This window comes from Jeotgalibacillus proteolyticus (assembly GCF_002926065.1).
Classification (GTDB): Bacteria; Bacillota; Bacilli; order Bacillales; family Jeotgalibacillaceae; genus Jeotgalibacillus; species Jeotgalibacillus proteolyticus.
Map to the genome: position 1 here is coordinate 23,220 of NZ_PREZ01000012.1, position 21,184 is coordinate 44,403.

General features: G+C 40.2%; 23 protein-coding genes. 15 read left to right on the plus strand and 8 right to left on the minus strand.

Translation table 11 applies throughout. The annotated features are described in order from the left end of the window. Nucleotides 1–41 precede the first annotated feature (41 nt). Nucleotides 42–902 carry a nucleoid occlusion protein gene (gene noc, locus C4B60_RS20755; protein ID WP_104059878.1) on the plus strand — a complete coding sequence of 287 codons (861 nt, stop codon included), beginning with the start codon at nucleotides 42–44 and terminating at the stop codon, nucleotides 900–902. A 119-nt stretch (nucleotides 903–1,021) separates the two neighbouring features. On the opposite strand, the gene C4B60_RS20760 is transcribed toward noc, so the two are convergent. The 7 genes from C4B60_RS20760 to C4B60_RS20790 are packed head-to-tail and all read right to left on the minus strand — an operon-like array spanning nucleotide 1,022 to nucleotide 8,249. Then, the gene (locus tag C4B60_RS20760) at nucleotides 1,022–1,954 is read right to left on the minus strand and encodes a U32 family peptidase (RefSeq protein WP_104059879.1); all 933 of its coding nucleotides are present in this window, start codon (nucleotides 1,952–1,954) and stop codon (nucleotides 1,022–1,024) included. A 1-nt stretch (nucleotide 1,955) separates the two neighbouring features. Further along, the gene (gene gucD / locus C4B60_RS20765) at nucleotides 1,956–3,404 is read right to left on the minus strand and encodes an alpha-ketoglutaric semialdehyde dehydrogenase GucD (RefSeq protein WP_104059880.1); all 1,449 of its coding nucleotides are present in this window, start codon (nucleotides 3,402–3,404) and stop codon (nucleotides 1,956–1,958) included. Nucleotides 3,405–3,422: 18 nt separating this feature from the next. Further along, nucleotides 3,423–4,187 (minus strand): IclR family transcriptional regulator, encoded by a 765-nt coding sequence (locus tag C4B60_RS20770; RefSeq protein ID WP_104059881.1) that lies wholly within the window; start codon nucleotides 4,185–4,187, stop codon nucleotides 3,423–3,425. A 4-nt stretch (nucleotides 4,188–4,191) separates the two neighbouring features. Then, nucleotides 4,192–5,457 carry a TRAP transporter large permease gene (locus C4B60_RS20775; protein WP_104059882.1) on the minus strand — a complete coding sequence of 422 codons (1,266 nt, stop codon included), beginning with the start codon at nucleotides 5,455–5,457 and terminating at the stop codon, nucleotides 4,192–4,194. Between the two features lie 9 nt (nucleotides 5,458–5,466). After that, nucleotides 5,467–5,973: a TRAP transporter small permease gene (locus C4B60_RS20780; RefSeq protein ID WP_104059883.1), complete on the minus strand. Its 507-nt coding sequence runs from the start codon at nucleotides 5,971–5,973 to the stop codon at nucleotides 5,467–5,469. Between the two features lie 54 nt (nucleotides 5,974–6,027). Continuing rightward, nucleotides 6,028–7,065 carry a DctP family TRAP transporter solute-binding subunit gene (locus C4B60_RS20785; protein ID WP_167578724.1) on the minus strand — a complete coding sequence of 346 codons (1,038 nt, stop codon included), beginning with the start codon at nucleotides 7,063–7,065 and terminating at the stop codon, nucleotides 6,028–6,030. A gap of 17 nt (nucleotides 7,066–7,082) precedes the next feature. Beyond that, a complete protein-coding gene (locus C4B60_RS20790; RefSeq protein WP_245154070.1) occupies nucleotides 7,083–8,249 on the minus strand; it encodes an iron-containing alcohol dehydrogenase in 1,167 nt (388 codons plus the stop codon). A 960-nt stretch (nucleotides 8,250–9,209) separates the two neighbouring features. Between C4B60_RS20790 and C4B60_RS20795 the strand changes: the two genes are divergently transcribed. The 3 genes from C4B60_RS20795 to C4B60_RS20805 all read left to right on the plus strand — a co-directional run bounded on the left by C4B60_RS20795 (nucleotide 9,210) and on the right by C4B60_RS20805 (nucleotide 11,614). Next, nucleotides 9,210–9,971: a ParA family protein gene (locus C4B60_RS20795; protein WP_104059886.1), complete on the plus strand. Its 762-nt coding sequence runs from the start codon at nucleotides 9,210–9,212 to the stop codon at nucleotides 9,969–9,971. Then, nucleotides 9,964–10,812 carry a ParB/RepB/Spo0J family partition protein gene (locus C4B60_RS20800; RefSeq protein ID WP_104059887.1) on the plus strand — a complete coding sequence of 283 codons (849 nt, stop codon included), beginning with the start codon at nucleotides 9,964–9,966 and terminating at the stop codon, nucleotides 10,810–10,812. Before C4B60_RS20795 ends, C4B60_RS20800 begins: the two co-directional genes overlap by 8 nt. Before the next feature lie 91 nt (nucleotides 10,813–10,903). Next, on the plus strand, nucleotides 10,904–11,614 hold the full coding sequence (locus tag C4B60_RS20805; RefSeq protein ID WP_104059888.1) for a DUF554 domain-containing protein: 711 nt from the start codon (nucleotides 10,904–10,906) through the stop codon (nucleotides 11,612–11,614). Here the strand turns inward: C4B60_RS20805 and yyaC are convergent. Further along, nucleotides 11,577–12,227, minus strand: coding sequence for a spore protease YyaC (gene yyaC, locus C4B60_RS20810; protein ID WP_104059889.1), 651 nt, complete (start codon nucleotides 12,225–12,227; stop codon nucleotides 11,577–11,579). The genes C4B60_RS20805 and yyaC overlap by 38 nt on opposite strands. A gap of 217 nt (nucleotides 12,228–12,444) precedes the next feature. On the opposite strand from yyaC, the gene C4B60_RS20815 reads away from it, so the two are divergent. From C4B60_RS20815 to rplI, 11 genes are all read left to right on the plus strand, one after another. Further along, a complete protein-coding gene (locus tag C4B60_RS20815; protein ID WP_104059907.1) occupies nucleotides 12,445–13,338 on the plus strand; it encodes a mechanosensitive ion channel family protein in 894 nt (297 codons plus the stop codon). A 12-nt stretch (nucleotides 13,339–13,350) separates the two neighbouring features. Continuing rightward, nucleotides 13,351–13,548 carry a DUF951 domain-containing protein gene (locus tag C4B60_RS20820; protein ID WP_104059890.1) on the plus strand — a complete coding sequence of 66 codons (198 nt, stop codon included), beginning with the start codon at nucleotides 13,351–13,353 and terminating at the stop codon, nucleotides 13,546–13,548. Between the two features lie 183 nt (nucleotides 13,549–13,731). Beyond that, complete coding sequence (gene ychF, locus C4B60_RS20825) at nucleotides 13,732–14,832, plus strand: redox-regulated ATPase YchF (protein WP_104059891.1); 1,101 nt, start codon at nucleotides 13,732–13,734, stop codon at nucleotides 14,830–14,832. A gap of 300 nt (nucleotides 14,833–15,132) precedes the next feature. After that, nucleotides 15,133–15,501, plus strand: coding sequence for a PadR family transcriptional regulator (locus C4B60_RS20830; RefSeq protein WP_104059892.1), 369 nt, complete (start codon nucleotides 15,133–15,135; stop codon nucleotides 15,499–15,501). After that, nucleotides 15,464–16,105, plus strand: a complete 642-nt coding sequence (locus C4B60_RS20835; RefSeq protein WP_104059893.1) for a DUF1129 family protein — start codon at nucleotides 15,464–15,466, stop codon at nucleotides 16,103–16,105. The genes C4B60_RS20830 and C4B60_RS20835 overlap by 38 nt, the downstream gene beginning before the upstream one ends. Before the next feature lie 144 nt (nucleotides 16,106–16,249). Further along, the gene (gene rpsF / locus C4B60_RS20840) at nucleotides 16,250–16,540 is read left to right on the plus strand and encodes a 30S ribosomal protein S6 (RefSeq protein ID WP_104059894.1); all 291 of its coding nucleotides are present in this window, start codon (nucleotides 16,250–16,252) and stop codon (nucleotides 16,538–16,540) included. A 79-nt stretch (nucleotides 16,541–16,619) separates the two neighbouring features. Further along, nucleotides 16,620–17,141 carry a single-stranded DNA-binding protein gene (gene ssb / locus C4B60_RS20845; RefSeq protein WP_104059895.1) on the plus strand — a complete coding sequence of 174 codons (522 nt, stop codon included), beginning with the start codon at nucleotides 16,620–16,622 and terminating at the stop codon, nucleotides 17,139–17,141. A gap of 45 nt (nucleotides 17,142–17,186) precedes the next feature. Beyond that, entirely contained in the window at nucleotides 17,187–17,423 is a 237-nt protein-coding gene (gene rpsR / locus C4B60_RS20850; protein WP_104059896.1) for a 30S ribosomal protein S18, read from the plus strand. Between the two features lie 209 nt (nucleotides 17,424–17,632). Beyond that, the gene (locus C4B60_RS20855) at nucleotides 17,633–18,562 is read left to right on the plus strand and encodes a YybS family protein (protein WP_104059897.1); all 930 of its coding nucleotides are present in this window, start codon (nucleotides 17,633–17,635) and stop codon (nucleotides 18,560–18,562) included. Nucleotides 18,563–18,670: 108 nt separating this feature from the next. Then, entirely contained in the window at nucleotides 18,671–20,647 is a 1,977-nt protein-coding gene (locus C4B60_RS20860) for a DHH family phosphoesterase (RefSeq protein WP_104059898.1), read from the plus strand. Beyond that, entirely contained in the window at nucleotides 20,644–21,093 is a 450-nt protein-coding gene (gene rplI / locus C4B60_RS20865) for a 50S ribosomal protein L9 (RefSeq protein WP_104059899.1), read from the plus strand. The genes C4B60_RS20860 and rplI overlap by 4 nt, the downstream gene beginning before the upstream one ends. Nucleotides 21,094–21,184 lie beyond the last annotated feature (91 nt).

Sequence of the window (21,184 nt, forward strand, 5' to 3'; positions counted from 1 at the left end):
GGGAGTAGAGATTGCGAGTTTCATAAAGGTGGTGTGTCTTGATGAAGACTCCGTTTTCACGGATCTTTGGCCTTGGTGATAAGGAAGAACCAGTTTCTCCAGAAGCCTCGGAAAGTAAAGAAGAAGTTAAGCAAATACAAATTCATCTCATTCAGCCCAACCGTTTTCAACCAAGAACGATTTTTGATGATGAGAAAATAGAGGAATTAGCCAGAACTATTCATACACATGGAATTATTCAGCCCATTGTCGTGCGTGAAGGGGAAGGCGACCTTTATGAAATCATCGCTGGCGAACGAAGATGGCGTGCCATGAAATCTTTGGGCTGGGAGAAGGTTCCCGCTATCGTAAAAAACCTGAGTGATACAGAAACAGCTTCTGTGGCACTCATTGAAAATCTGCAGCGTGAAGAGCTCTCACCAGTGGAAGAGGCAATGGCTTATCAAAAGCTTTTAGACCTCCACCAACTTACGCAGGAAGCACTTGCTCAGCGACTTGGCAAAGGACAGTCCACCGTTGCAAACAAGCTGCGACTATTAAAGCTCCCGGACTCTGTGCAGCAAAGCCTGACTCAAAAACAAATAACCGAACGCCACGCCCGCGCGCTCATTCCGTTAAAGGACGAAGAACTGCAGAGCAAGCTTTTAGAGGAAGTAATTGAACAGCAGCTGAATGTTAAACAAACAGAAGCCCGCGTTCAACGATTACTCGAGGGGCCTCAGCAAAATTCAAAACCTAAAAAACGGGCATTCAACAAAGACGTCCGAATCGCCGTCAACACCATCCGGCAGTCCCTCACCATGATCTCAGACTCCGGAATGAAGCTCGACTCCCAGGAAGAAGAATTTGATGATTACTATCAAATCACGATCAAGCTTCCGAAGAAAAAGAAAAATAAATAACAGTTTAAGAGCTTAAAATATAAACTGATTTTGGTTTACAGAGTATATCTTTAAATTAAGGAAAACTATAATATTAAAAAAATCCCTTTGCGTGGTAAAGTACCAGCAAAGGGATTTTTTTAATTAGGTATTCCTAAGTCAGCAACACCATAACATGATTCAATTGCAGCTGGATAATAACGTGAAATCATTTCTCTGCTTAATTGCAATCTTTTAACTCTTTCTTTTGCTAATGAAATATTTAATTGCTCAAGATGCTTTCCAGTCGGGTATACGTCTGGATGATTTCTCATTCCCATTTTCAAATAGACTGGAGATAGTACGCGAATCATTTCAGGAATTTCATAATAGCGTAAAAATCCTCCAAGGCTATCAGGAGTTTCTACATATATATCAAATGGTACATCTACGGCTTCTCTTATTTCATATAATTTTTCAATCGATAGACTCGATGGAAGATTAATGGTAGAAGCACCCATCTCTACTAACAATTTCGCTGTGACTGGATTTGTCACCATTAATTGAGCGGAAATTTTAAATACAAAGTCCTTTGGGAGTTTACCCTGTTTTTTTAATTCGTTAGCTACTTTTAATAGTCCTTCATCTGCTATTAGTGCTCCTCTAAGACCCAATTCAGCTCCTCTTAAAAGATCTTCAAGTGCATATATCAGTTGATTAACACCTTCGTGTTTTAGTGCTTGCATCTTTCCGTTTGGCGTTAAAGTACCGGCACTTATATCCCATGTTCCTCTGGGGCCAACAAAAAGACTTAATTCAACATCATGTTCTTTTGCAAGGGCACACATTTTATTGATCTCTTCATCAAGCAGCATCATAATTCCGCTGCCCTGAGAAATTCGATGTACTTTTTGTTTTTTAAATTTTAGTTCGTTTAAGAGTGCTTCCATTACAGCTGGACCTTCAATACTTGGTATCTCTATTCGATATTGTCCACCATCAGGGAAACGCTTCTCTGATGTAGGGAGTTTTATCCTCTCAGATGATAGATAACCCATGTCTTGTAGAATTTCCTCAGCCACATATGTTTTCATATCAACCTCTGATAAGTACAGTTTTAGACGTAGTATAGAATTCCTTTGCTGCCTCGCCTTGTTCTTTAGATCCAGCACTTGAAAACTTTGTTCCGCCGAATGGAGCTTGCAATTCAACTCCGGCACTTTCAGCATTGACTCTAACCATTCCGCTTTCAATGTCTTCAATGTATTCTAATGCTTTAGCAATATTGGAAGTGTAGAGACTGGCACTTAAACCATAACGGGTACTGTTTGCTGCTTCAATCGCCTCTGTAATATTCTTTACTTTTATAAGAGCGATAACCGGACCGAAGATTTCCTCATTTGCAATTCGCATTTCTGAATGAACATTCTCAAATACAGCAGGGGAAACGTAATACCCTTTTTTAAGTTCGCCTTCTGTTAAGCGCTCACCGCCAACAAGTAATTTTGCACCTTCGTTTTGTCCGATAGAAATATAGTCCAGTACAGTATTCATTTGACTCTCACTTACACATGGGCCCATCCAGGTGCTTTCTTCAAGTCCGTTGCCAACTTTAATGTTTTTTGATTCATTTACAAGTCGATCTTTAAGCTTTTCATAAATACCTTCTTCAACAATTACCCGACTAGTGGCAGTACATTTCTGACCCGTCGATTTAAAAGCTCCACTCATAATACCATTTACTGCATCTTCTAGGTTAGCATCATCCATCACAATAACAGGGTTTTTACCGCCCATTTCCAATTGGAATTTCACACTATTTCTAGTGGCTGCTTCTGCAACCAATTTCCCTGTAGAGTCTGATCCCGTGAATGAGATTCCATCAATGTTTTCATTTGAAATTAATGCGTTGCCGACTGTCCTACCAGCCCCGGTAATGAAATTTAACACACCTTTTGGCAGGCCAGCTTTTACAAAACATTCAACAACTTTAAAGGCTGTAATAGCGCTTTCAGTAGCTGGTTTGAAAACGACTGTATTCCCGTAAATAAGAGCAGGAGCTATTTTCCAAATTGGGATAGCTACAGGGAAATTCCATGGAGTAATGATTCCAACTACTCCAATTGGCTCACGTTTCGTGTACATCAATGCTTCTTGGTCAGTAGCAGGTATTACATCTCCTTGTTTTCTCATGCCTTCTGAAGCATAGTAACGAAGAATTGCGATGCCGCGCTTCGTTTCTCCAATAGCTTCGGTAAGAGTTTTCCCCATTTCTTTTGTTAAAGTCTCTGCAATTTCATTTAGATTTTTTTCAATTTCATCTGCAACCTTGTAGAGAAAATTTCCACGTTCTACGTAGCCAGTTCTTTTCCATTGTTTAGAAACTCTTTTAGCAGCTTCCACAGCAAGATCAATATCTTTTTCGGTAGAGGATTGCATTTCTCCAATTGCTTCATCAAAGTTTGCTGGATTATAGCTTTTTATGATCTCATTTTCAGACGTTACCCACTGACCGTCAATATAATTTTTTGCTTCAATTGTCATAATTTCACTCCTAAATATTTATTGTTTGTACCCATTTAAATAAGATAATCTGCTGCTTAATTTAAGAATTTCCTCTCTCGCAATATTTTCTTTAAGTTTCCATTTTTCAGTTGTCATAGCAATACTTACTCCAGCAACAATTTCACCTGCATTATTATAAATGGGACCTGCTATACAATGAAATCCAATAGCTGATTCTTGATGTTCTTCTATATATCCATTTTTCTTGGCTTCTTGGAGATTTTTATATAAGTGATCTAAATCGGTAATGGTATATTTAGTCACCGCTTTTAACCCGTCTGAGAAAAGATCAATTAATTGATCATACGAAAGGGTTATTAACTGAACTTTCCCCACTGACGTGCTGTGCGAAGGGTACTGCATACCAGGTGACGTAACTAAATCGATTTGTGATGACCCTTTAATTTTCGACAAATACATGACACGATTACCTTGTAAGATTCCAAGCTGAATATGTTCATCCACTATATCAAGTGTTTTTTTTGCTTCCTGTGTAAAAATATCAATCAAATTAAAATCTTTTAAGTAGCGACTTCCGTAGTGTGCAAGAGCAGGGCCGATTCCATAACCTTCGTTTTGTTTTTTTTCGATCCAACCCAACGTCTCTAAGGTCTTGAGTAGGACAGAGCATGAACTTTTAGATATATCTAGTTCTTTTGAGATATCCGTAGCTCTTAAATCAGATTTAGAACGGACTAGTAAATTAATAATCAGGTCGGCTTTTATTAATGCTGGAACTAAATAAGTTTGTTTTTTATCCATATAATTAACTTCCTAACAGTACTAATGATATTTGCGGGAATAGGACTAGTAATAATAGAACAGTCACCATAACTGCTATAAATGGCATTACAGCCTTAACCAACGCATTGAAACTAATTGTATCTAAAGATTTAGCTACAAACAAATTCACACCAAGGGGTGGAGTTAACAAACCAATCGCTAAGTTCGTGATCATAAGTACTCCAAAGAAAACCAAATTAATTTCATAATAAATAAGCAGCGGTAATAAGATTGGTACAATAAGTATGATCGCTGCATTTAGCTCGATAAACATACCTACAACAAAGAAGACAAGCATTATAATTATTAAGAAAACCAGCGGACTCTCTGTAAGGGATGTTAGAGCAGCTGCAAGCTGACTCGGAATTTGTTCTACAGTAATTAACCAGCTCATTAAATTCGCAGAGGCTACTATAAATAAAATCATAGAAGATAATATACCCGCTTCAACAAATGTATTTTTTAACTCTTTCAACGTCATTGATCTATAAATAAATAAAGCAACAACTAATCCATAAACACAGGCAATAACACCAGACTCAGTTGGGGTAAATTTACCTGAATAAATACCGCCTAAAATAATTAAAGGCATGAGCAAGCCAAGGATGGAATCTTTAAATGTTACAAACACGCGTTTCAATTTGAACTTTTCCGTACCTTTGTATCCTTTTTTTAGGGAAACTAGGTAAGCATAAACTATTAAGGCTAATCCCATGAAAATACCTGGGAGAATTCCTGCAATAAATAAATCTCCTACACTAGTATTAGCAGAAATTCCATACGTAATAAAGGGAATGCTCGGCGGAATAATAATTCCAATAGTCCCGGCTGAAGCAAGTAAAGCCAATGAAAACTTTCTATCATATCCTTCTTTAATCATTGCCGGTACTAGAATGGAGCCAATTGCAACCACCGTAGCAGGAGCAGAGCCTGATATGGCAGAAAAAAACATACTTGCTACCACAGCAATGATAGCAAACCCGCCTGTTAAGGACCCAACGAGGCTTGAGGCAAAATCGACCAGGCGTTGTGAAATACCTCCCTTCTCCATTATCTTTCCTGCCAGCATGAACAAAGGAATGGCCATTAAGGGAAAAGAATCTAAACCTGTTATCATTCTTTGGATTGTTACAAATTCTGAAAAGTCACTATTCATTAAGAAAATGATAGAGGCGAGCGTAACTGATATTGCCAATGGCACGTTTAAAATAAGTAATATAAATAGGATAATTAGAAGTGTATAGATCATTATTTATCCTCAATCCGCCAATATTTCTGACTTTTCTATTTTATTCATGTGGATAATATCATCAATAAATAGGAAAATATATCGAATAAACATTAAAACCGTACCAACAATGATAGAAAGATATACAAAGTGTATAGGCATTTGGAGTGCAGGTGATAGCTGGCCTTTAGTAGCCATATCCATAATAAAAGGGATACCAATAAACAAGATTAAGATGCAGTAAACCATCGATAGAATGTAACTAATAGCACGAACTATCCGATTCATTTTTTCTGGCAAGTATATTGTTAATATGTCCAGGGTAATATGAGCGCCCTTTTTAACGCCTAGGCTGGCTGCTATAAACGTAGCCCAAATCATAAGGTATCTTGCAGCTTCTTCAGACCAGGAGAAGGAGAAATTAAAAATGAATCTACCAATTACATTTAAGAATACGATTAGAACCATTAATAACAATGAACCGAAAATAAAGTATTCTTCTATATAATTGATTATTTTTTCAATTTTTTTAAGCATATTCTCACCATCCTTATTTATTTTTTCGAAGAAAGAGTCTTCGAAAAAGTAAATTTATTGATAAGCTTCTAATTTTTCCATCAGAAGATCAAAAATATCTGCTCCTACAACATCACGATATTCTTGTACCACAGGATTAGCCAAATCACGGAACTCATTAAATTGATCGTCTGTAAGCTCAGTAATCGTAACACCATGTTCTTCAACTACTTTCCGTCCTTCAGCTTCCTGATCCTGATTCATTTGTCTCTCAGTCTCTGCCCAAGTTTGAGCTTCCTCATTTAAAATTTGCTGTAAATCCTCTGGCAGTGCTTGATAAGCATCCTCATTAATTACGAATGCGTAGACCCCATATACATGATTTGTTAAGGTCATGAATTTTGTTACTTCATAGAATTTCATTCCTACTATCAGGGAGAATGGATTTTCGTATCCATCGATTACACCTTGCTGCAGACTGCTATATAGTTCGTTAAACGCAATCGGAGTTGGATTGCCGCCAAACGCAGAAATCATATCCATATGTGCCTGGTTTTCCTGGGTGCGAATCTTTAATCCTGATAAATCCTCCGGAGTGACAATCTCTTTTATATTGTTCGCCATATGTCGGACACCATTTTCTCCCCAAGCCAATCCGCGCATACCTGTGTCTTGTAATAATTGTTCATATAATTGATCACCAAATTCCCCATCTAAAACTTCAAAAGCTTCGTCACCGTTTTTAAATAGATAAGGAAGATCAAGCACCATCATTGATTTTGAAAAACCTGAAAACGGACCAGTTGAAATAACTGCCATTTCAATAGAACCGTTTTGAACACCTTCAAGCGTTTCGCGTTCAGCACCTAATTGACTATTTGGGTATGTTTCAACCTTAATACGTCCATTAGACTTTTCTTCAATCGACTTTTTGAATTCCTGTAATGAATTTTCTAAACGATCGTCTGTTGCTGCTGAAGAATGAGCAACTTTTAATGTGTAAACATCTCCATCATTAACCGAGGCTGAACCCTCACTTCCATTTGAACTACTATTACACGCGGCAAGAAATAAGAGCAATAATGTAGCTAGAAAAAATTTAAGCGCTTTCATTTTAACTCCTCCTTTATTCATAATTTACCTTCATAAGAGTTGATTATTATTTCTTTAATATCTTCTGACGATGTAATCCGTGGATTTACATGAATATTTCCACTACGCATTGAATCACGAATTAGTACATCTAATTTTTCTAAATCCACGCCTAAATCTTTTGTTGTTTTAGGTATTCCTAACTCTTCGTTTAGTTCTAAAATTCTCTCAACTACAGAGTAAGCGTTTTCATTTTTGGTTTTAGAATCCTGATATAGATTCATTGCTTTAGCAATTTCACAAAAATCATCAACAGCTGCTTTATAGTTAAACTCCAATACATATGGAAGTAAAACTGCATTTGCAAATCCGTGCGGAATATTGAACAAGCCACCGAAAGATTGGGAAATAGCATGGACATTACCTAATCTTGTTTGTGAAAAGGCCATTCCTGCTAGCATTGAAGCCTCTAACATTCGAGAGTTACTTTGAAGATCATTTCCTCTGAAATAGGAAGTACTTATATTTTCATTGATTAGCTTAATTGCTTTCAGTGCAATTTCAGACACAATACCATTTTTCTGTTTTGATAAATATGATTCTATAGCGTGAGTTAAAGCATCTACTCCTGTAGAACTAATAATGAAATTAGGACATCCTAACGTGAGGACAGGGTCAACAATTGCGTATGTAGGAAATATTTTTTCACTGATGATGGCCATTTTAAAAAGTGTATTTTCATCCGTGATTATGGTCGATGCAGTTACTTCACTGCCTGTACCAGCTGTTGTTGGAATCATAATAGTAGGTAATGGATTATTTACTACCAGACCAACTCCCTCATAATCTAAAATACTTCCGTCATTTCTCCTCATAATTGCTATAGCTTTTGCGGTATCAATACTGCTACCTCCACCTAAACCGATAATTAAAGTAGAATCATGGAGTTTGGACATCTCTAATCCTTTCGATATTGTAGATGATTTGGGATTTGGCTCAACTTCGTCGAAAACATTATAAATAACATTTAAGTCATTTAATTTTTTCTCGAGAGCATCTACTAATCCTGCCTTAACAATCCCTTTATCCGTAATAATTAAGACATGAGAAGAGTCTTCTTTTTCCAACACTTCTGAAATCCTATGTAGAGCATCCACCCCGAAAAAAACTTTGGTAGGTAGGTAGAAGTGATATGAGTCAACCAAATAAATCCCCCCTTAATGTTGTTCAATATATTGAACTTAAATTAATATATTGAACTTAATACAGAATATAGCACATAATTCTGCTAAAACAAACACTTTTTTAAAAATTCTCACAACTGTTGTGATTAATTGGAGGAAGGTCTTAGGTAATATATGAATTAAATATTATTTATAGCAGTTAAAAAAAGAGGGTGGTTAAGTCAATCGAAATATATTGTTCGGACTTTTCCGTCTATGATTTAAGGAAATCCCTCATTTTTGTAATTCTTATACTATATATAAGATTAGAGGATTCTGAAGAATAGATAAATTTCTCAAGGGTTAATTGGAGCGGAAGAGGTATCGAAGTGTTCTGGATATAAATCTATTTTAGTAAAATGGGATTCTACTTCTAACTTTCTAATTTTAAAGAACTGAAAAAATTATCTAAGGATTAATTGAAGTGGAAGGGGCTGACTCCTGCGGGATGAAGCGGGAGTTTGAGATCCACTTGCGAAGCAAGTTAGCTCAAACCCCGCCCCGCGGAAAGCATGCCCCTGCAGCGGAAATTAACATGTCTAATTTAGAGGTAATTTTTTCTTAACAGGCTAAATTCATAGAACCAAATATATTCCCAAGGAGTTGATTGAAGTGGAAGGTGGTGACTCCTGCGGGGTGAAGCGGGGAAGCTGAGATCCATTGGCGAAGCCAATTAGCTCAGCCCCGCCCCGCGGAAAGCATCCACCTGAAACGGAAATCAACACGCCCCATTAAAAAGATTTTACCCTTAACACTCAAAATTCGAAGGATTAATTACCCCACCACAGTACGTTCTTCTCATTTCTCTCAAAACATACCAAAAAACGTTAAAAATCTGTTAAAATATATACAAAGAATGCCCGGATAAAAAGGCTGCTCTTAAGTAATTGGCATGCTGAAAACATTCAGACAGTTCCCGGCACATAAGGATAGGTGAAATGAATGGGAAGAATTATCGCCATTACAAACCAAAAAGGCGGAGTCGGAAAAACCACAAGCTCCGTTAATTTAAGCGCTTGTCTTGCCTACCTTGGCAAAAAAGTACTGCTAGTCGACGTTGACCCCCAGGGAAATGCCACAAGCGGCGTGGGAATCGATAAAGGAGAAGTGGATCAATGCATCTATGATATTTTAGTAGACAATGCTGATATCCGTCCTATAATAAGAGAAACAGCAGTTGAAAATCTTCATGCGATCCCGGCAACAATCTCACTGGCAGGCGCAGAAATTGAACTCGTATCTACCGTCTCACGCGAAGTAAGGCTGAAAAAATCCCTTAAGGAAATTCAGCCGAATTATGATTATATTATTATCGACTGCCCACCTTCATTAGGGCTCTTAACATTAAATGCCCTCACAGCCTCAGATGCTCTCATTATCCCTGTTCAATGTGAATACTACGCGCTGGAAGGACTTAGTCAGCTTCTCAGTACCGTTCGCCTTGTCCAGAAGCATTTGAACCACGGGCTGCTGATCGACGGTGTGCTCCTAACGATGCTTGACGCAAGAACAAATCTCGGAATTCAAGTCATTGAAGAAGTGAAGAAATACTTTCAGGACAAAGTCTACCGTACCATTATTCCGCGCAATGTCCGTTTGAGCGAAGCACCAAGTCACGGGCTCCCAGTTGTTTTGTATGATCCTAAGTCAAGAGGGGCAGAAGTGTATCTTGAACTGGCGAAGGAAGTGATTAGAAATGGTTAAAGGGTTAGGTAAGGGCGTAGGGGCATTGTTTAAAAACATGTCTTCCGTAGAGGATGAGCAGGTCCAGCAGCTGCTGTTAAAGGATATACGGCCAAATCCTTACCAGCCTCGAAAGGTTTTCAAGCAGGAGGCACTTGAAGAGCTCACAAATTCGATTCGGGAGCATGGTGTTCTCCAGCCCATAATCGTGCGTAAAAGCATTAAGGGCTTTGAAATTGTGGTAGGTGAAAGAAGGTTCCGTGCTTCCATGGGAGCAGGACTGGATCACATTCCTGCAGTTGTCAGGGAGCTTTCTGACAAAGAAATGATGGAGCTTGCCGTGCTTGAGAACCTTCAGCGGGAAGATTTAACGCCGATGGAAGAAGCGAGATCATATGAAGTGATGATGGTAAAGCTTAATATGACCCAGGACCAGCTTGCAAAAACACTTGGTAAAAGCCGGCCGCATATAGCGAATCATATCCGTTTACTGGGACTGCCGGAAGAAATACAGGACAAGATCGCTGCAGGTGAATTATCGATGGGTCATGGCCGGGCATTGCTTGGCCTGAAAAAAAAGGCCAGCCTGCAGGAGATGGCCGACCGGGTGATAAAAGAAAAGCTGAACGTCAGGCAGCTTGAAAAACTCGTGCAGGAAGCGAATAATGTTTCACGTGAAACAAAAAAAGCTTCAAAGCCAAATCCATTTTATCGGGAGCATGAAGGTGTGCTTCGCGAACGATTTGGAACAGGTGTGGCCATTAAGAAGGGCAAGACAAAAGGGAAAATTGAGATTGAATTCATGTCAGATGATGACCTTGACCGAATTTTATCTCTTATCAATGTAAATCAGCATGATTAAAAAAACACGACTCGATGAGAGAGATCTCCCGGGTCGTGTTTACTTGAATAAATGGATCGTTGCATTCAGCCTAAAGAGAAGAGGGTAAAGGATGGTATTGTTAGGAACGCTCGTGAATGGTGCTTTAATTATTATTGGTACACTGTTAGGAAAGCTGCTGCAGCGCATTCCTGACAAGATGAAGGCGACCGTTATGTCTGCGATTGGATTAGCAGTCGTCGTACTTGGTCTTCAAATGGGGTTTCAAAGCACGAATTATTTAATTGTCATTTTAAGCCTGGTGATTGGAGCAGTCATTGGGGAATGGATTGGATTGGATGATAAATTAAATGCAGTTGGACGGTGGATTGAAAGAAAAGCCGGAACAAACGGTGACACAAGCATTTCTCAGGGCTTTGTCACAGCCACGCTAATTTTTGTCATCGGGGCGATGTCTGTAATCGGTGCCCTCGACAGTGGAATACGCGGTGACCATCAGGTGCTGTACACGAAATCCATCATTGATGGGTTCACATCGATTATTTTAGCTTCTACACTCGGTGTGGGGGTTCTTTTTTCTGCTGTTCCGGTGGTTCTTTATCAGGGGTCAATCGCTTTATTTGCCACGCAGATTGACCGTTTTGTACCTGATGCCTTAATGGATAGCTTTATTGCTGAAATGACCGCTACAGGGGGCGTAATGATTTTTGCCATTGGGTTGAACTTAATCGGCATTACAAAAATCAGGGTAGCTAACCTGCTGCCAGGGATATTGGTCGTAGCGGCTATTGTCTCTCTTGTTTACTGGTATCAGGGATTGTAGGTCTTCCTGAAGTCAGGATATTTCGTGTGCCGGTATGGTTTTTTCGGCGGAGAATATGGGAATAATGAATGGCGTCGGCAATGATGTTCGCCATTTCCGTTACCACATAAAGACGGGTATTATGAAGCATTGTTAGCTCCATGTATCCACCAACATTTACAATCCCCATGATATGGATGTGGCCGACATCCGGAAGTTTTTTCTGTACGCCTGCCCCGGGACGAACGGGTCCGTTACCAATTTCAATAAATCCTACACTCGTTTGCTGGCCAAGGCATGCATCAATTCCGACAATAAAAGCATCAGGATGAACTTTTTCTATTAGTTTAATGGTTTTTTCCAGGTTTAACGCATGAACGGGATTTTTTAACGTCCCGTAAATATGCACCTGTGAAAGGCTTCTTTTTTGGACTAAGGTTCCAATGATCGGGCCCAGTGAATCACCAGTTGAACGATCTGTCCCGATACAGACAAAGACGATGGATTCAACGGATGAAGGATACCTTTGTGCAAGCTCTTTTGATAGAAAGTGAGCGGTCATCGGATCATCCATATGGCTTCGATAAGAGGTGGAGCGTAACGGCTGCCTGCTGGGCTGTAAATTCATTGTCATCTGAACTATCTCCTTTTTAAGAGGATAAGTTAAGCATTGCCATTTTAAAAAAGGCACATACGTTTTCCGGGTCAATATGTACCCAATCTCGAACAGCCGTAAGAATATTTGTCTTATTACTCTGTTATTGTTTTTAATCTATGCGGTTAGTTGTTAAAATAGAAAAAACGTTTTGAATTTTATAAGGATGTGCTTGGAAGTGCAAACATTCAGTCCTATGTGGCAGTCATTCATTGAATATGTTGCTGATGAAGAAATTTGGCTTTCGCTTGGATTTACCATCATTAAGATCATCTTCATTATTCTTATAGCCGGAATTACCGTGAGACTGGCTAAAACGATTATTGCAAATGTGTTTAATATCCGTTCTAAGGCTCCTCTTCATGTGTCAGAAAGAAGAGAAAAAACGCTGTTAAAGCTGCTGCAGAACATTGTGACCTATGTCGTTTATTTTGTGGCAATATTAACCATTTTATCGGCGGTTTCAATTGATGTAACTGGCTTGATTGCCGGTGCAGGAATATTGGGGCTTGCAGTCGGTTTTGGTGCTCAAAACCTGGTGCGTGATATCATTACCGGATTCTTTATTATTTTTGAGGACCAGTTTTCAGTAGGAGATTATGTGAAAATCGGTCAGGCTGAAGGTCATGTCGAAGAAATCGGACTGAGAACCACAAAAATTAAAAGCTGGACCGGAGAACTGCATATTTTTCCTAATGGCAGTGTGAATGAAGTCACCAATTTTTCCATTCACAACAGTGTTGCTGTCGTGGATATCAGCATCGCCTACGAGGAAGATATTGACCGTGCCGAACGGGCACTGGAGGAATTATTGGATTCCCTTGAAGGAAAATATGAAGAAATCATTTTCAAGCCCGAGCTTTTAGGGGTCCAGACACTTGGTGCTTCTGATATTGTCATGAGGGTTATCGCAGAAACCGAGCCGATGAAGCACTGGTACGTAGCCAGAGCGCTTAGAAAAGATATTAAAAACCATCTTGATAAGATCGGTATCGAAATTCCTTTCCCTCGTATGGTAATGTATTCTAGACAGGATGAAGAACAAAATGCGTACGGGAAAACAAGAAAGAATAGAGCCCAAAGCGAATAGGAGGAACATGAGGTGGAGGAAAAAGAATTCGGCCTAAACGATGTGGTAGAAATGAAAAAACAACACCCATGCGGAACGAACCAATGGAAGATTATCCGCATGGGAATGGATATCCGCATTAAATGTGAAGGCTGCTCCCACAGTGTGATGATTCCCAGGAAAGAATTTTCGCGTAAAATGAAAAAAATTCTCGTAAAGCACGAAGAATAAACGTCCCCCTCCTAGTCGAGATACATGACAGGAGGGGTTTTTTCTGCGGTAAAATGACTGGTGTGAAAAGGGCGGGGCACTTGTGTTTTATCCTTGATCACTCTATAATTGTGTGAGGTTTGTATAATAAGAGAACGGTCTATGGACATTTATGATAGAAGAGAAATTGAGGAGTGAAGATATATGGCTCTAACAGCCGGAATTGTTGGCTTGCCTAACGTAGGGAAATCAACCTTGTTTAATGCAATTACAAAAGCGGGTGCAGAATCAGCGAACTATCCTTTCTGTACCATTGATCCTAACGTAGGAATCGTTGAGGTGCCAGATCAGCGTCTGAACAAATTAACAGAGCTTGTTCAGCCGAAGAAAACAGTCCCGACTGCCTTTGAATTTACGGATATTGCAGGGATTGTAAAAGGGGCTAGTAAAGGGGAAGGGCTTGGCAACAAGTTTTTATCTCATATTCGTGAAGTGGATGCAATCGTTCAGGTTGTGCGCTGTTTTGCTGATGACAATATCACGCATGTGTCAGGAAAAGTAGATCCAATCGATGACATTGAAGTAATTAATCTTGAGCTGATTTTAGCTGACCTTGAAGCGGTTGATAAGCGTATTGCCCGTGTCGGCAAAATGGCCAAGCAAAAAGATAAAGACTCTCTTGCAGAGCTTGCTGTGCTTGAAATGGTGAAAGAGGCACTTGAAAATAACCTCCCTGCACGTACAGTGGAACTAACTGATGATCAGCAAAGGATCGTTCGTCAATTCCACCTGCTGACAAGCAAGCCGATGCTTTATGTATCAAATGTTGGGGAGGATGAAATTGCCGATCCTTCAGGCAACGAGTACGTAGAACGCGTCCGCGAGTTTGCTGCTAAGGACAATGCAGAAGTGATTGTCGTATGTGCCAAAATCGAAGAAGAAATTGCTGAGCTTGATGATGAAGAAAAAGCCATGTTTCTTGAGGAGCTTGGAATTGAAGAGTCAGGTCTTGATCAGCTGATCCGTGCCACCTACAATCTTCTTGGTCTTGCTACCTACTTCACAGCAGGCGTTCAGGAAGTCCGCGCATGGACCTTCCGTCACGGCATGAAAGCGCCGCAATGTGCAGGGGTTATTCATACAGACTTTGAGCGCGGATTTATCCGTGCAGAAACGGTCTCCTATGAGGATCTTGTCGGTACAGGCTCCATGTCAGCAGCCAAAGAAGCAGGCAAAGTACGCTTAGAAGGAAAAGAATACATCGTAAAAGACGGAGACGTTATTCACTTCCGCTTTAACGTTTAATTATGAGAAGCTGTTCCGGTCAGAAAGAATGATCTGGAGCAGTTTTTTAAATATAGGAATGAAAGAGGAAAGCCGAAAGTATAGAATAACCAAGTTAGTGTCACTGAGAAGGCAATTACGTCTGATTTCTATTATCTGCTTAATCCCACAATAACCCGACAATTATTTGATAAATAGGAAATAAGATTCGATATAGACACCACTTAAAATAAATGATATTCTATTACTAACTTGCATAGCAAGTTACTTTTTAACTCTACTAACTTGCATAACAATATAGTGATGTAAAGGAGCATTCCAATGAATAAAAGCCAGATGCTAAAAGGTGTATTGGAAGGCTGCATTCTTGCAGTAATTGAAGAAAAACCAACCTACGGATATGAACTGTACGTCAAGCTGTCAGACCAGGGCCTGGAATCTGTCAGCGAAGGTTCTATTTATCCGGTGCTTCTCAGAATCCAAAAAGAAGGTTTAATTGAGGGCACTTTGGTTAAATCCACCAACGGTCCGAACAGAAAATATTATTCACTAACAGACAAAGGAAAGGAAGCACTGGCACGGTTCAAGGAAGAATGGGAAAAGCTCGCTGGATCTGTCAGCCATATCCTGCTGAAGGGAAGGAGTAAAATGAATGGCCACAACCACCACATACATTCAGCTGAACAATGATCGCAGAAAGAAGCTGACAGATGAAAATGAAGAAATATACGGAGACATCCTGCTGTATGTCAGAAGCAGCAATGTAGACCAACGAGCAGGTGAAGAGCTTTTAATGGAGCTTCTTGAACATTTAATTGAGGCTCAGGACAGAAGGAAGCGGGCTGTTGATGTATTTGGTTCTGATCCGAAGGAATACTGTAAAAGTCTTGTAGATGAACTTCCAAAGGAATCTGTCCCAAGTAAAATATTGTTTTTTATCTATATGTTTTCTTACGGTGTTATGTGGATGTTTGGAACGATGGGTGTCATTGAATTTCTCTTCCCTTCTTTAAAACAGCCGATCGCACTTTCCCATTTAGTTTTATTTGGCGCTTTATTCATTACCATCCCTGCAGCTGCAATAGTATTAATGAAGCAGCTGGCATTCAGTAAAGAACGGTCAAAGCAAGCCGCCTGGAGCGGTGTTGCACTATCCATCATTTTACTACCTTATGCCATCTTTCTTCTAGCTCCTTCAACAGGGGAAGTGGTGATCGCCCCTTGGGTGTATGTCGTCATCGCTTTGCTGCTTTTCATTGGGACTAGGCTTCTTAAACAAAAAGTATTCGATTAATAAGACAAAATGAGCATAACTGCATCCTTCCATTGTATTAATGTGAAATCTATGATATACTCCTATATTGTGAGTAATATTATTTGTATTATTCCTTGCTTCTCAAAATTGGGAGGCCGCATAGACCATAAGGAGGTGAAAACGATGACTAAGTACGAAATTACGTACATTATCCGTCCGGATGTGGATGATGAGCAAAAGAAAGCGATCAATGAGCGCTTTGCTACAATCCTTACTTCTAACGGAGCGGAAATCATCGAATCAAAAGAGTGGGGTAAGCGCCGTTTAGCTTACGAAATCAATGAGTATCGCGAAGGGATTTACCATATCGTCAAGTTGACTTCTGGTTCAGAAGCAATCAACGAATTTGACCGTTTGGCTAAAATCAGCGATGACATTGTCCGCCACATGACGGTTCGTGAAGAAGAAAAATAATTTTTAATGATAAATGCTACCCATTGAGAAGGTATTTCGATAGAAATAATCCTGATCAAAGACAAAGGAGTTGATTCTGATGATGAATCGAGTCGTACTAGTGGGCCGATTAACGAAGGATCCAGAGCTGCGCTACACGCCAAGCGGTGTGGCAGTTGCAACCTTCACTCTTGCTGTTAACCGTGCATTTACGAATCAGCAGGGAGACCGTGAAGCGGATTTTATTAATTGTGTTGTATGGCGCCGGCCAGCCGAGAACGTGGCTAACTTTTTGAAAAAGGGAAGCCTTGCCGGAGTGGATGGACGCGTTCAATCACGAAGCTATGATAATCAGGAAGGAAAACGTGTATATGTAACAGAAATCGTTGCAGAAAGCGTTCAGTTCCTTGAGCCGAAAAATGCATCTGGCGGACAGTCTGGTGGAAATTATGGAGGAGAACAGGGTTACCGCGGTAACCAGGGGAACCAAAATAATAACTTCAGTCAGAATCAACCTAGAGACAATAACCAGAACAACCAGAATTACACAAGAGTGGACAAGGATCCATTCTCAAATGACGGTCAGCCGATCGACATTTCAGATGATGATTTGCCATTCTAAGTTGTAATTTCGATAAAAATTTTAAAATAGAAGGAGGGGAATCTCATGGCAGGAGGACGCAGAGGCGGACGTCGTCGTAAAAAGGTATGTTATTTCACAGCAAATAACATCACTAGCATCGACTACAAAGACGTAGATCTTCTTAGAAAGTTTATTTCTGAGCGTGGTAAAATTTTACCACGTCGTGTTACTGGTACAAGAGCAAAATACCAACGTATGTTAACTATTGCAGTTAAACGTTCACGTACAATGGCATTGCTACCATTCGTTACAGGCGAATAACCATATCGAGCAACCGTTAGTCCCCGAGGACTAACGGTTGTTTTTGTTTGAAAATTAGAAAAGGGATTTTAAATGGTTTTCAGGGGGTAAAATACACCAACTAGTCGAAATCATTTTCAAATAGTTGAATGCAGGAAAAAGGACCGATAAAATGAGGGTGATCCTGTTTTGTCATTAAGCTAGCAGGGAAAAATAATTGGGGTGACTTTATGAAACATTCGAGCGCAAGAGGTCTGACAGAAGGCGCTGTACTCGTGGCGTTTTTTGCAGTATTGCTCCTAATTTCAATTTATATTCCACCATTGGCGCTGGTTGTAAACTTATTTTTAGTGCTGCCTTATATTATTTACAGTTCAAAATACCCTCTAAAGTCTACCTTGATCATGGTGGCTGCCGGAATTGGTGTATCAGGAATAATTGGTTCTCTGCTTGCGATTCCGCTAGCTATTGCTTATAGCACCACCGGAGCAGCAATTGGCTGGATGATTAAAGAAAATAAAAGCAAGCTGATGATCTTTTTGGTATCAACTGTAATCTTTCTTTTTCACGCTATTACCCAATATGTAATTTCGATCTTCCTGTTGGGAATCAATGTGATTGAAGAGATGTTCACCGTTATGGACGAAACCTATGAGCGATTTCTCGCCATGAGTGAGTCTTCGGGAATAGATGTGGCAGAGCTTCAAAGCAACTGGACGACCCACATGAACACGATAGAAATGCTGCTTCCCACCCTGTTGGTCTTTGGTGTAGCAGTTATGGTTTGGATCATCATTACCGTCAATTTGCCTATTGCCAAACGCTTTTCCATTCAAGTTCCCAAATTTACCCCTTTTCGCGAGTTATCCCTTCCGAAAAGTGTGATATGGTATTATTTAATCATTCTAATTACAACGCTTGTAAGTTCGCCGGAGCAAGGTAGTCTTTATGCAATGGCGGTTTTAAATCTTCAAGTTGGCTTAGAGATTATCCTAATCCTGCAGGGTCTTTCCTTTATCCATTTCTTTGCCCATTTAAAAGGGTGGGGGAAAGGGTTAATTGTCCTGTTGACGATTTTTGGAATTGTATTAAGTCCATTTACGCGTATATTAGGTATAATAGACTTAGGTTTTGATTTGCGTAAACGTCTGCAGCAATAAACAGACGAATGTTCTTTTAATATAGGCTGCATACACAAACTGTCAGCTGTGAGTATATGATAAAAAAACACTATTCAGGCGGATTTATCCGTTTTGGGAGCTGAAAGCATGCCAACTTATTTTCTACATCGTGTAATGAGAAGATTACTGATCGGGCTTTCGGTTTCATTAGTGCTTCTTTTAGCGGTATTCGCCTTTTTTAATTGGTGGATCACCTTAATCGGCTTTTTGCTGGTTACTCCTTTGCTGTGGTTCTCGTTTTCATTCGAGAAGCGCTTTTTTGAGGATACGGAAGAATATATTTCGACCTTATCGTATCGGATAAAGCGGGTGGGAGAAGAAGCATTAATGGAAATGCCTGTAGGGATCCTTCTCTACAATGATGATTTCTATGTCGAGTGGGCTAATCCTTATCTTTCCACTTTTTTAGAGGATGGCACGATGATCGGCCGTTCCCTTTATGATGTGGCGGACGTGCTTGTTCCTGTCATAAAAAAAGAAGGAAGCTTGGAGGAAACAGTCACCTGGCAAGAAAGAATTTTTCGCGTTGTCCATAAGTCGGATGAAAAGCTGCTATACTTTTTCGATGTCACCGAGCAATCAGAGGTAGAACAGCAATTCGAAGCAGACCGGACCGTGCTTGCTGTCATTTTTCTGGATAATTATGACGAGCTTACGCAGGGAATGGACGACTCAGCACGAAGCAATATAAATAGCTCCGTCACAACGCTATTAAATAATTGGGCAAATGAACATCATATTTACGTTAAACGCATATCATCCGACCGTTTTATCGCCGTGCTGAATGAAAATATTTTGCGCGATCTTGAGCATGAAAAATTCACGATTCTGGATTCTATTAGAGAAATGACCTCTAAGCAAAATGTACCGCTCACACTCAGCATTGGCATCGGCTCCGGTGCAGAAACCCTGCCCGAGCTCGGCATTCAGGCTCAATCAAGCCTTGACCTTGCGCTTGGCCGCGGGGGAGACCAGGTGGCAATTAAGCAGCAAAGCGGCAAGGTGAAGTTTTATGGCGGGAAAACAAATCCGATGGAAAAACGCACAAGGGTCAGAGCACGTGTTATTTCCCATGCGCTTCGCGAGCTGATCGTCGGAAGTGATAAGGTCATTGTTATGGGGCATAAGAGACCGGATATGGATGCGATCGGTGCTGCCATCGGTATTAGAAAGATTGCCCAAATGAATAATCGCGAAGGCTATGTAGCGCTTGATTTTTCACAAATTGACAGCGGCGTTAAGCGGTTGATGGATGAGATTAAAACAAAGCCAGAGCTTTATTCACATATTATTACACCGGAAGAAGCGATCGAAATGGCAACAGAAGATACTCTTCTTGTCATTGTCGATACACATAAGCCTAGTCTTGTTATTGAAGAGAAGCTTTTGAGAAATGCGGAAAAGGTTGTCGTCATCGATCACCATAGACGGGGAGAAGAATTTATTCAAAATCCTTTGCTTGTCTATATGGAGCCATATGCATCTTCCACAGCAGAGCTTGTGACAGAGCTATTGGATTATCAGCCGAAGCATGAGAAAATCACAATGCTTGAAGCAACTGCCCTGCTTGCTGGTATAATTGTAGATACAAAAAGCTTTACGCTCAGAACAGGGTCGCGCACATTTGATGCGGCCTCGTATCTAAGGACCCAAGGGGCAGATACGGTGCTTGTCCAGCAATTCCTGCGTGAGGATGTCACAACGTACTTAGAGCGGGCAAGGCTGGTTGAAACCGTTGAGTTCTTTGTCCATGGCATGGCCATTGCTACCGGTGAGGATCAAAATATTCACGACTCCGTCCTCATTGCACAAGCCGCAGATACACTCTTGTCAATGGAGGACGTAGCTGCCTCATTCGTTGTAGCGATGCGTGATGAAAATGTTGTCGGCATCAGCGCACGCTCACTTGGCACCGTGAATGTCCAGGTCATTATGGAAAAATTAGATGGAGGCGGGCATTTAACCAATGCAGCTACCCAGCTTTATGATAGTACAATTGATGAAGCAGTCGAGCGTTTAAAAGCAGCAATAAATGAATACATTGAGGGGGGCACTGAAGAATGAAAGTAATATTCTTAAAAGATGTAAAAGGCAAAGGGAAAAAAGGTGAAGTGAAAAATGTAGCGGATGGCTACGCGCACAACTACCTCCTGAAAAATAAACTGGCTGTTGAAGCAAGTGCCGGTAATGTGAATCATTTAGATGCACAAAAGAAAAAACAGGAAAAAGCCCAGGAGGAGGAACTTCAGCAGGCACAGGAGCTAAAGAATACGCTTGAAGAGCTGACAATCGAGCTAACAGCCAAGTCTGGTGAAGGCGGACGTCTTTTCGGTTCAATTACCTCCAAGCAAATTGCTGAGGAATTAAAGAAGCGACATAAAATTAAAATTGATAAACGTAAAATTGAGCTAAACGATGCGATTCGTGCTCTTGGTTACACAAATGTCCCTGTAAAACTTCACAATGAAGTCACAGCGACACTGAAAGTTCACGTAGTCGAGGAAAAATAAGGAGACCTCCCGAAGTGGTCGAATTCATGCTATACTTAAAAAAATGTGATCATTATCGATCACATTTTTTTCGATCAAAACCCTTTTTAGA

Bases quoted from the DNA above. Each gene is read 5' to 3' on its own strand.
- C4B60_RS20830 (WP_104059892.1), top strand. From the start codon at position 15,133: ATGAATAAAAGCCAGATGCTAAAAGGTGTATTGGAAGGCTGCATTCTT.
- C4B60_RS20785 (WP_167578724.1), bottom strand. From the start codon at position 7,065: ATGAAAGCGCTTAAATTTTTTCTAGCTACATTATTGCTCTTATTTCTT.
- C4B60_RS20815 (WP_104059907.1), top strand. From the start codon at position 12,445: ATGTGGCAGTCATTCATTGAATATGTTGCTGATGAAGAAATTTGGCTT.
- gucD (WP_104059880.1), bottom strand. From the start codon at position 3,404: ATGACAATTGAAGCAAAAAATTATATTGACGGTCAGTGGGTAACGTCT.
- C4B60_RS20800 (WP_104059887.1), top strand. From the start codon at position 9,964: ATGGTTAAAGGGTTAGGTAAGGGCGTAGGGGCATTGTTTAAAAACATG.
- C4B60_RS20860 (WP_104059898.1), top strand. From the start codon at position 18,671: ATGCCAACTTATTTTCTACATCGTGTAATGAGAAGATTACTGATCGGG.
- rpsF (WP_104059894.1), top strand. From the start codon at position 16,250: ATGACTAAGTACGAAATTACGTACATTATCCGTCCGGATGTGGATGAT.
- C4B60_RS20760 (WP_104059879.1), bottom strand. From the start codon at position 1,954: ATGAAAACATATGTGGCTGAGGAAATTCTACAAGACATGGGTTATCTA.
- rplI (WP_104059899.1), top strand. From the start codon at position 20,644: ATGAAAGTAATATTCTTAAAAGATGTAAAAGGCAAAGGGAAAAAAGGT.
- C4B60_RS20795 (WP_104059886.1), top strand. From the start codon at position 9,210: ATGGGAAGAATTATCGCCATTACAAACCAAAAAGGCGGAGTCGGAAAA.
- C4B60_RS20805 (WP_104059888.1), top strand. From the start codon at position 10,904: ATGGTATTGTTAGGAACGCTCGTGAATGGTGCTTTAATTATTATTGGT.
- yyaC (WP_104059889.1), bottom strand. From the start codon at position 12,227: ATGACAATGAATTTACAGCCCAGCAGGCAGCCGTTACGCTCCACCTCT.
- ychF (WP_104059891.1), top strand. From the start codon at position 13,732: ATGGCTCTAACAGCCGGAATTGTTGGCTTGCCTAACGTAGGGAAATCA.
- C4B60_RS20775 (WP_104059882.1), bottom strand. From the start codon at position 5,457: ATGATCTATACACTTCTAATTATCCTATTTATATTACTTATTTTAAAC.
- C4B60_RS20770 (WP_104059881.1), bottom strand. From the start codon at position 4,187: ATGGATAAAAAACAAACTTATTTAGTTCCAGCATTAATAAAAGCCGAC.
- C4B60_RS20855 (WP_104059897.1), top strand. From the start codon at position 17,633: ATGAAACATTCGAGCGCAAGAGGTCTGACAGAAGGCGCTGTACTCGTG.
- noc (WP_104059878.1), top strand. From the start codon at position 42: ATGAAGACTCCGTTTTCACGGATCTTTGGCCTTGGTGATAAGGAAGAA.
- C4B60_RS20835 (WP_104059893.1), top strand. From the start codon at position 15,464: ATGGCCACAACCACCACATACATTCAGCTGAACAATGATCGCAGAAAG.
- rpsR (WP_104059896.1), top strand. From the start codon at position 17,187: ATGGCAGGAGGACGCAGAGGCGGACGTCGTCGTAAAAAGGTATGTTAT.
- C4B60_RS20780 (WP_104059883.1), bottom strand. From the start codon at position 5,973: ATGCTTAAAAAAATTGAAAAAATAATCAATTATATAGAAGAATACTTT.
- ssb (WP_104059895.1), top strand. From the start codon at position 16,620: ATGATGAATCGAGTCGTACTAGTGGGCCGATTAACGAAGGATCCAGAG.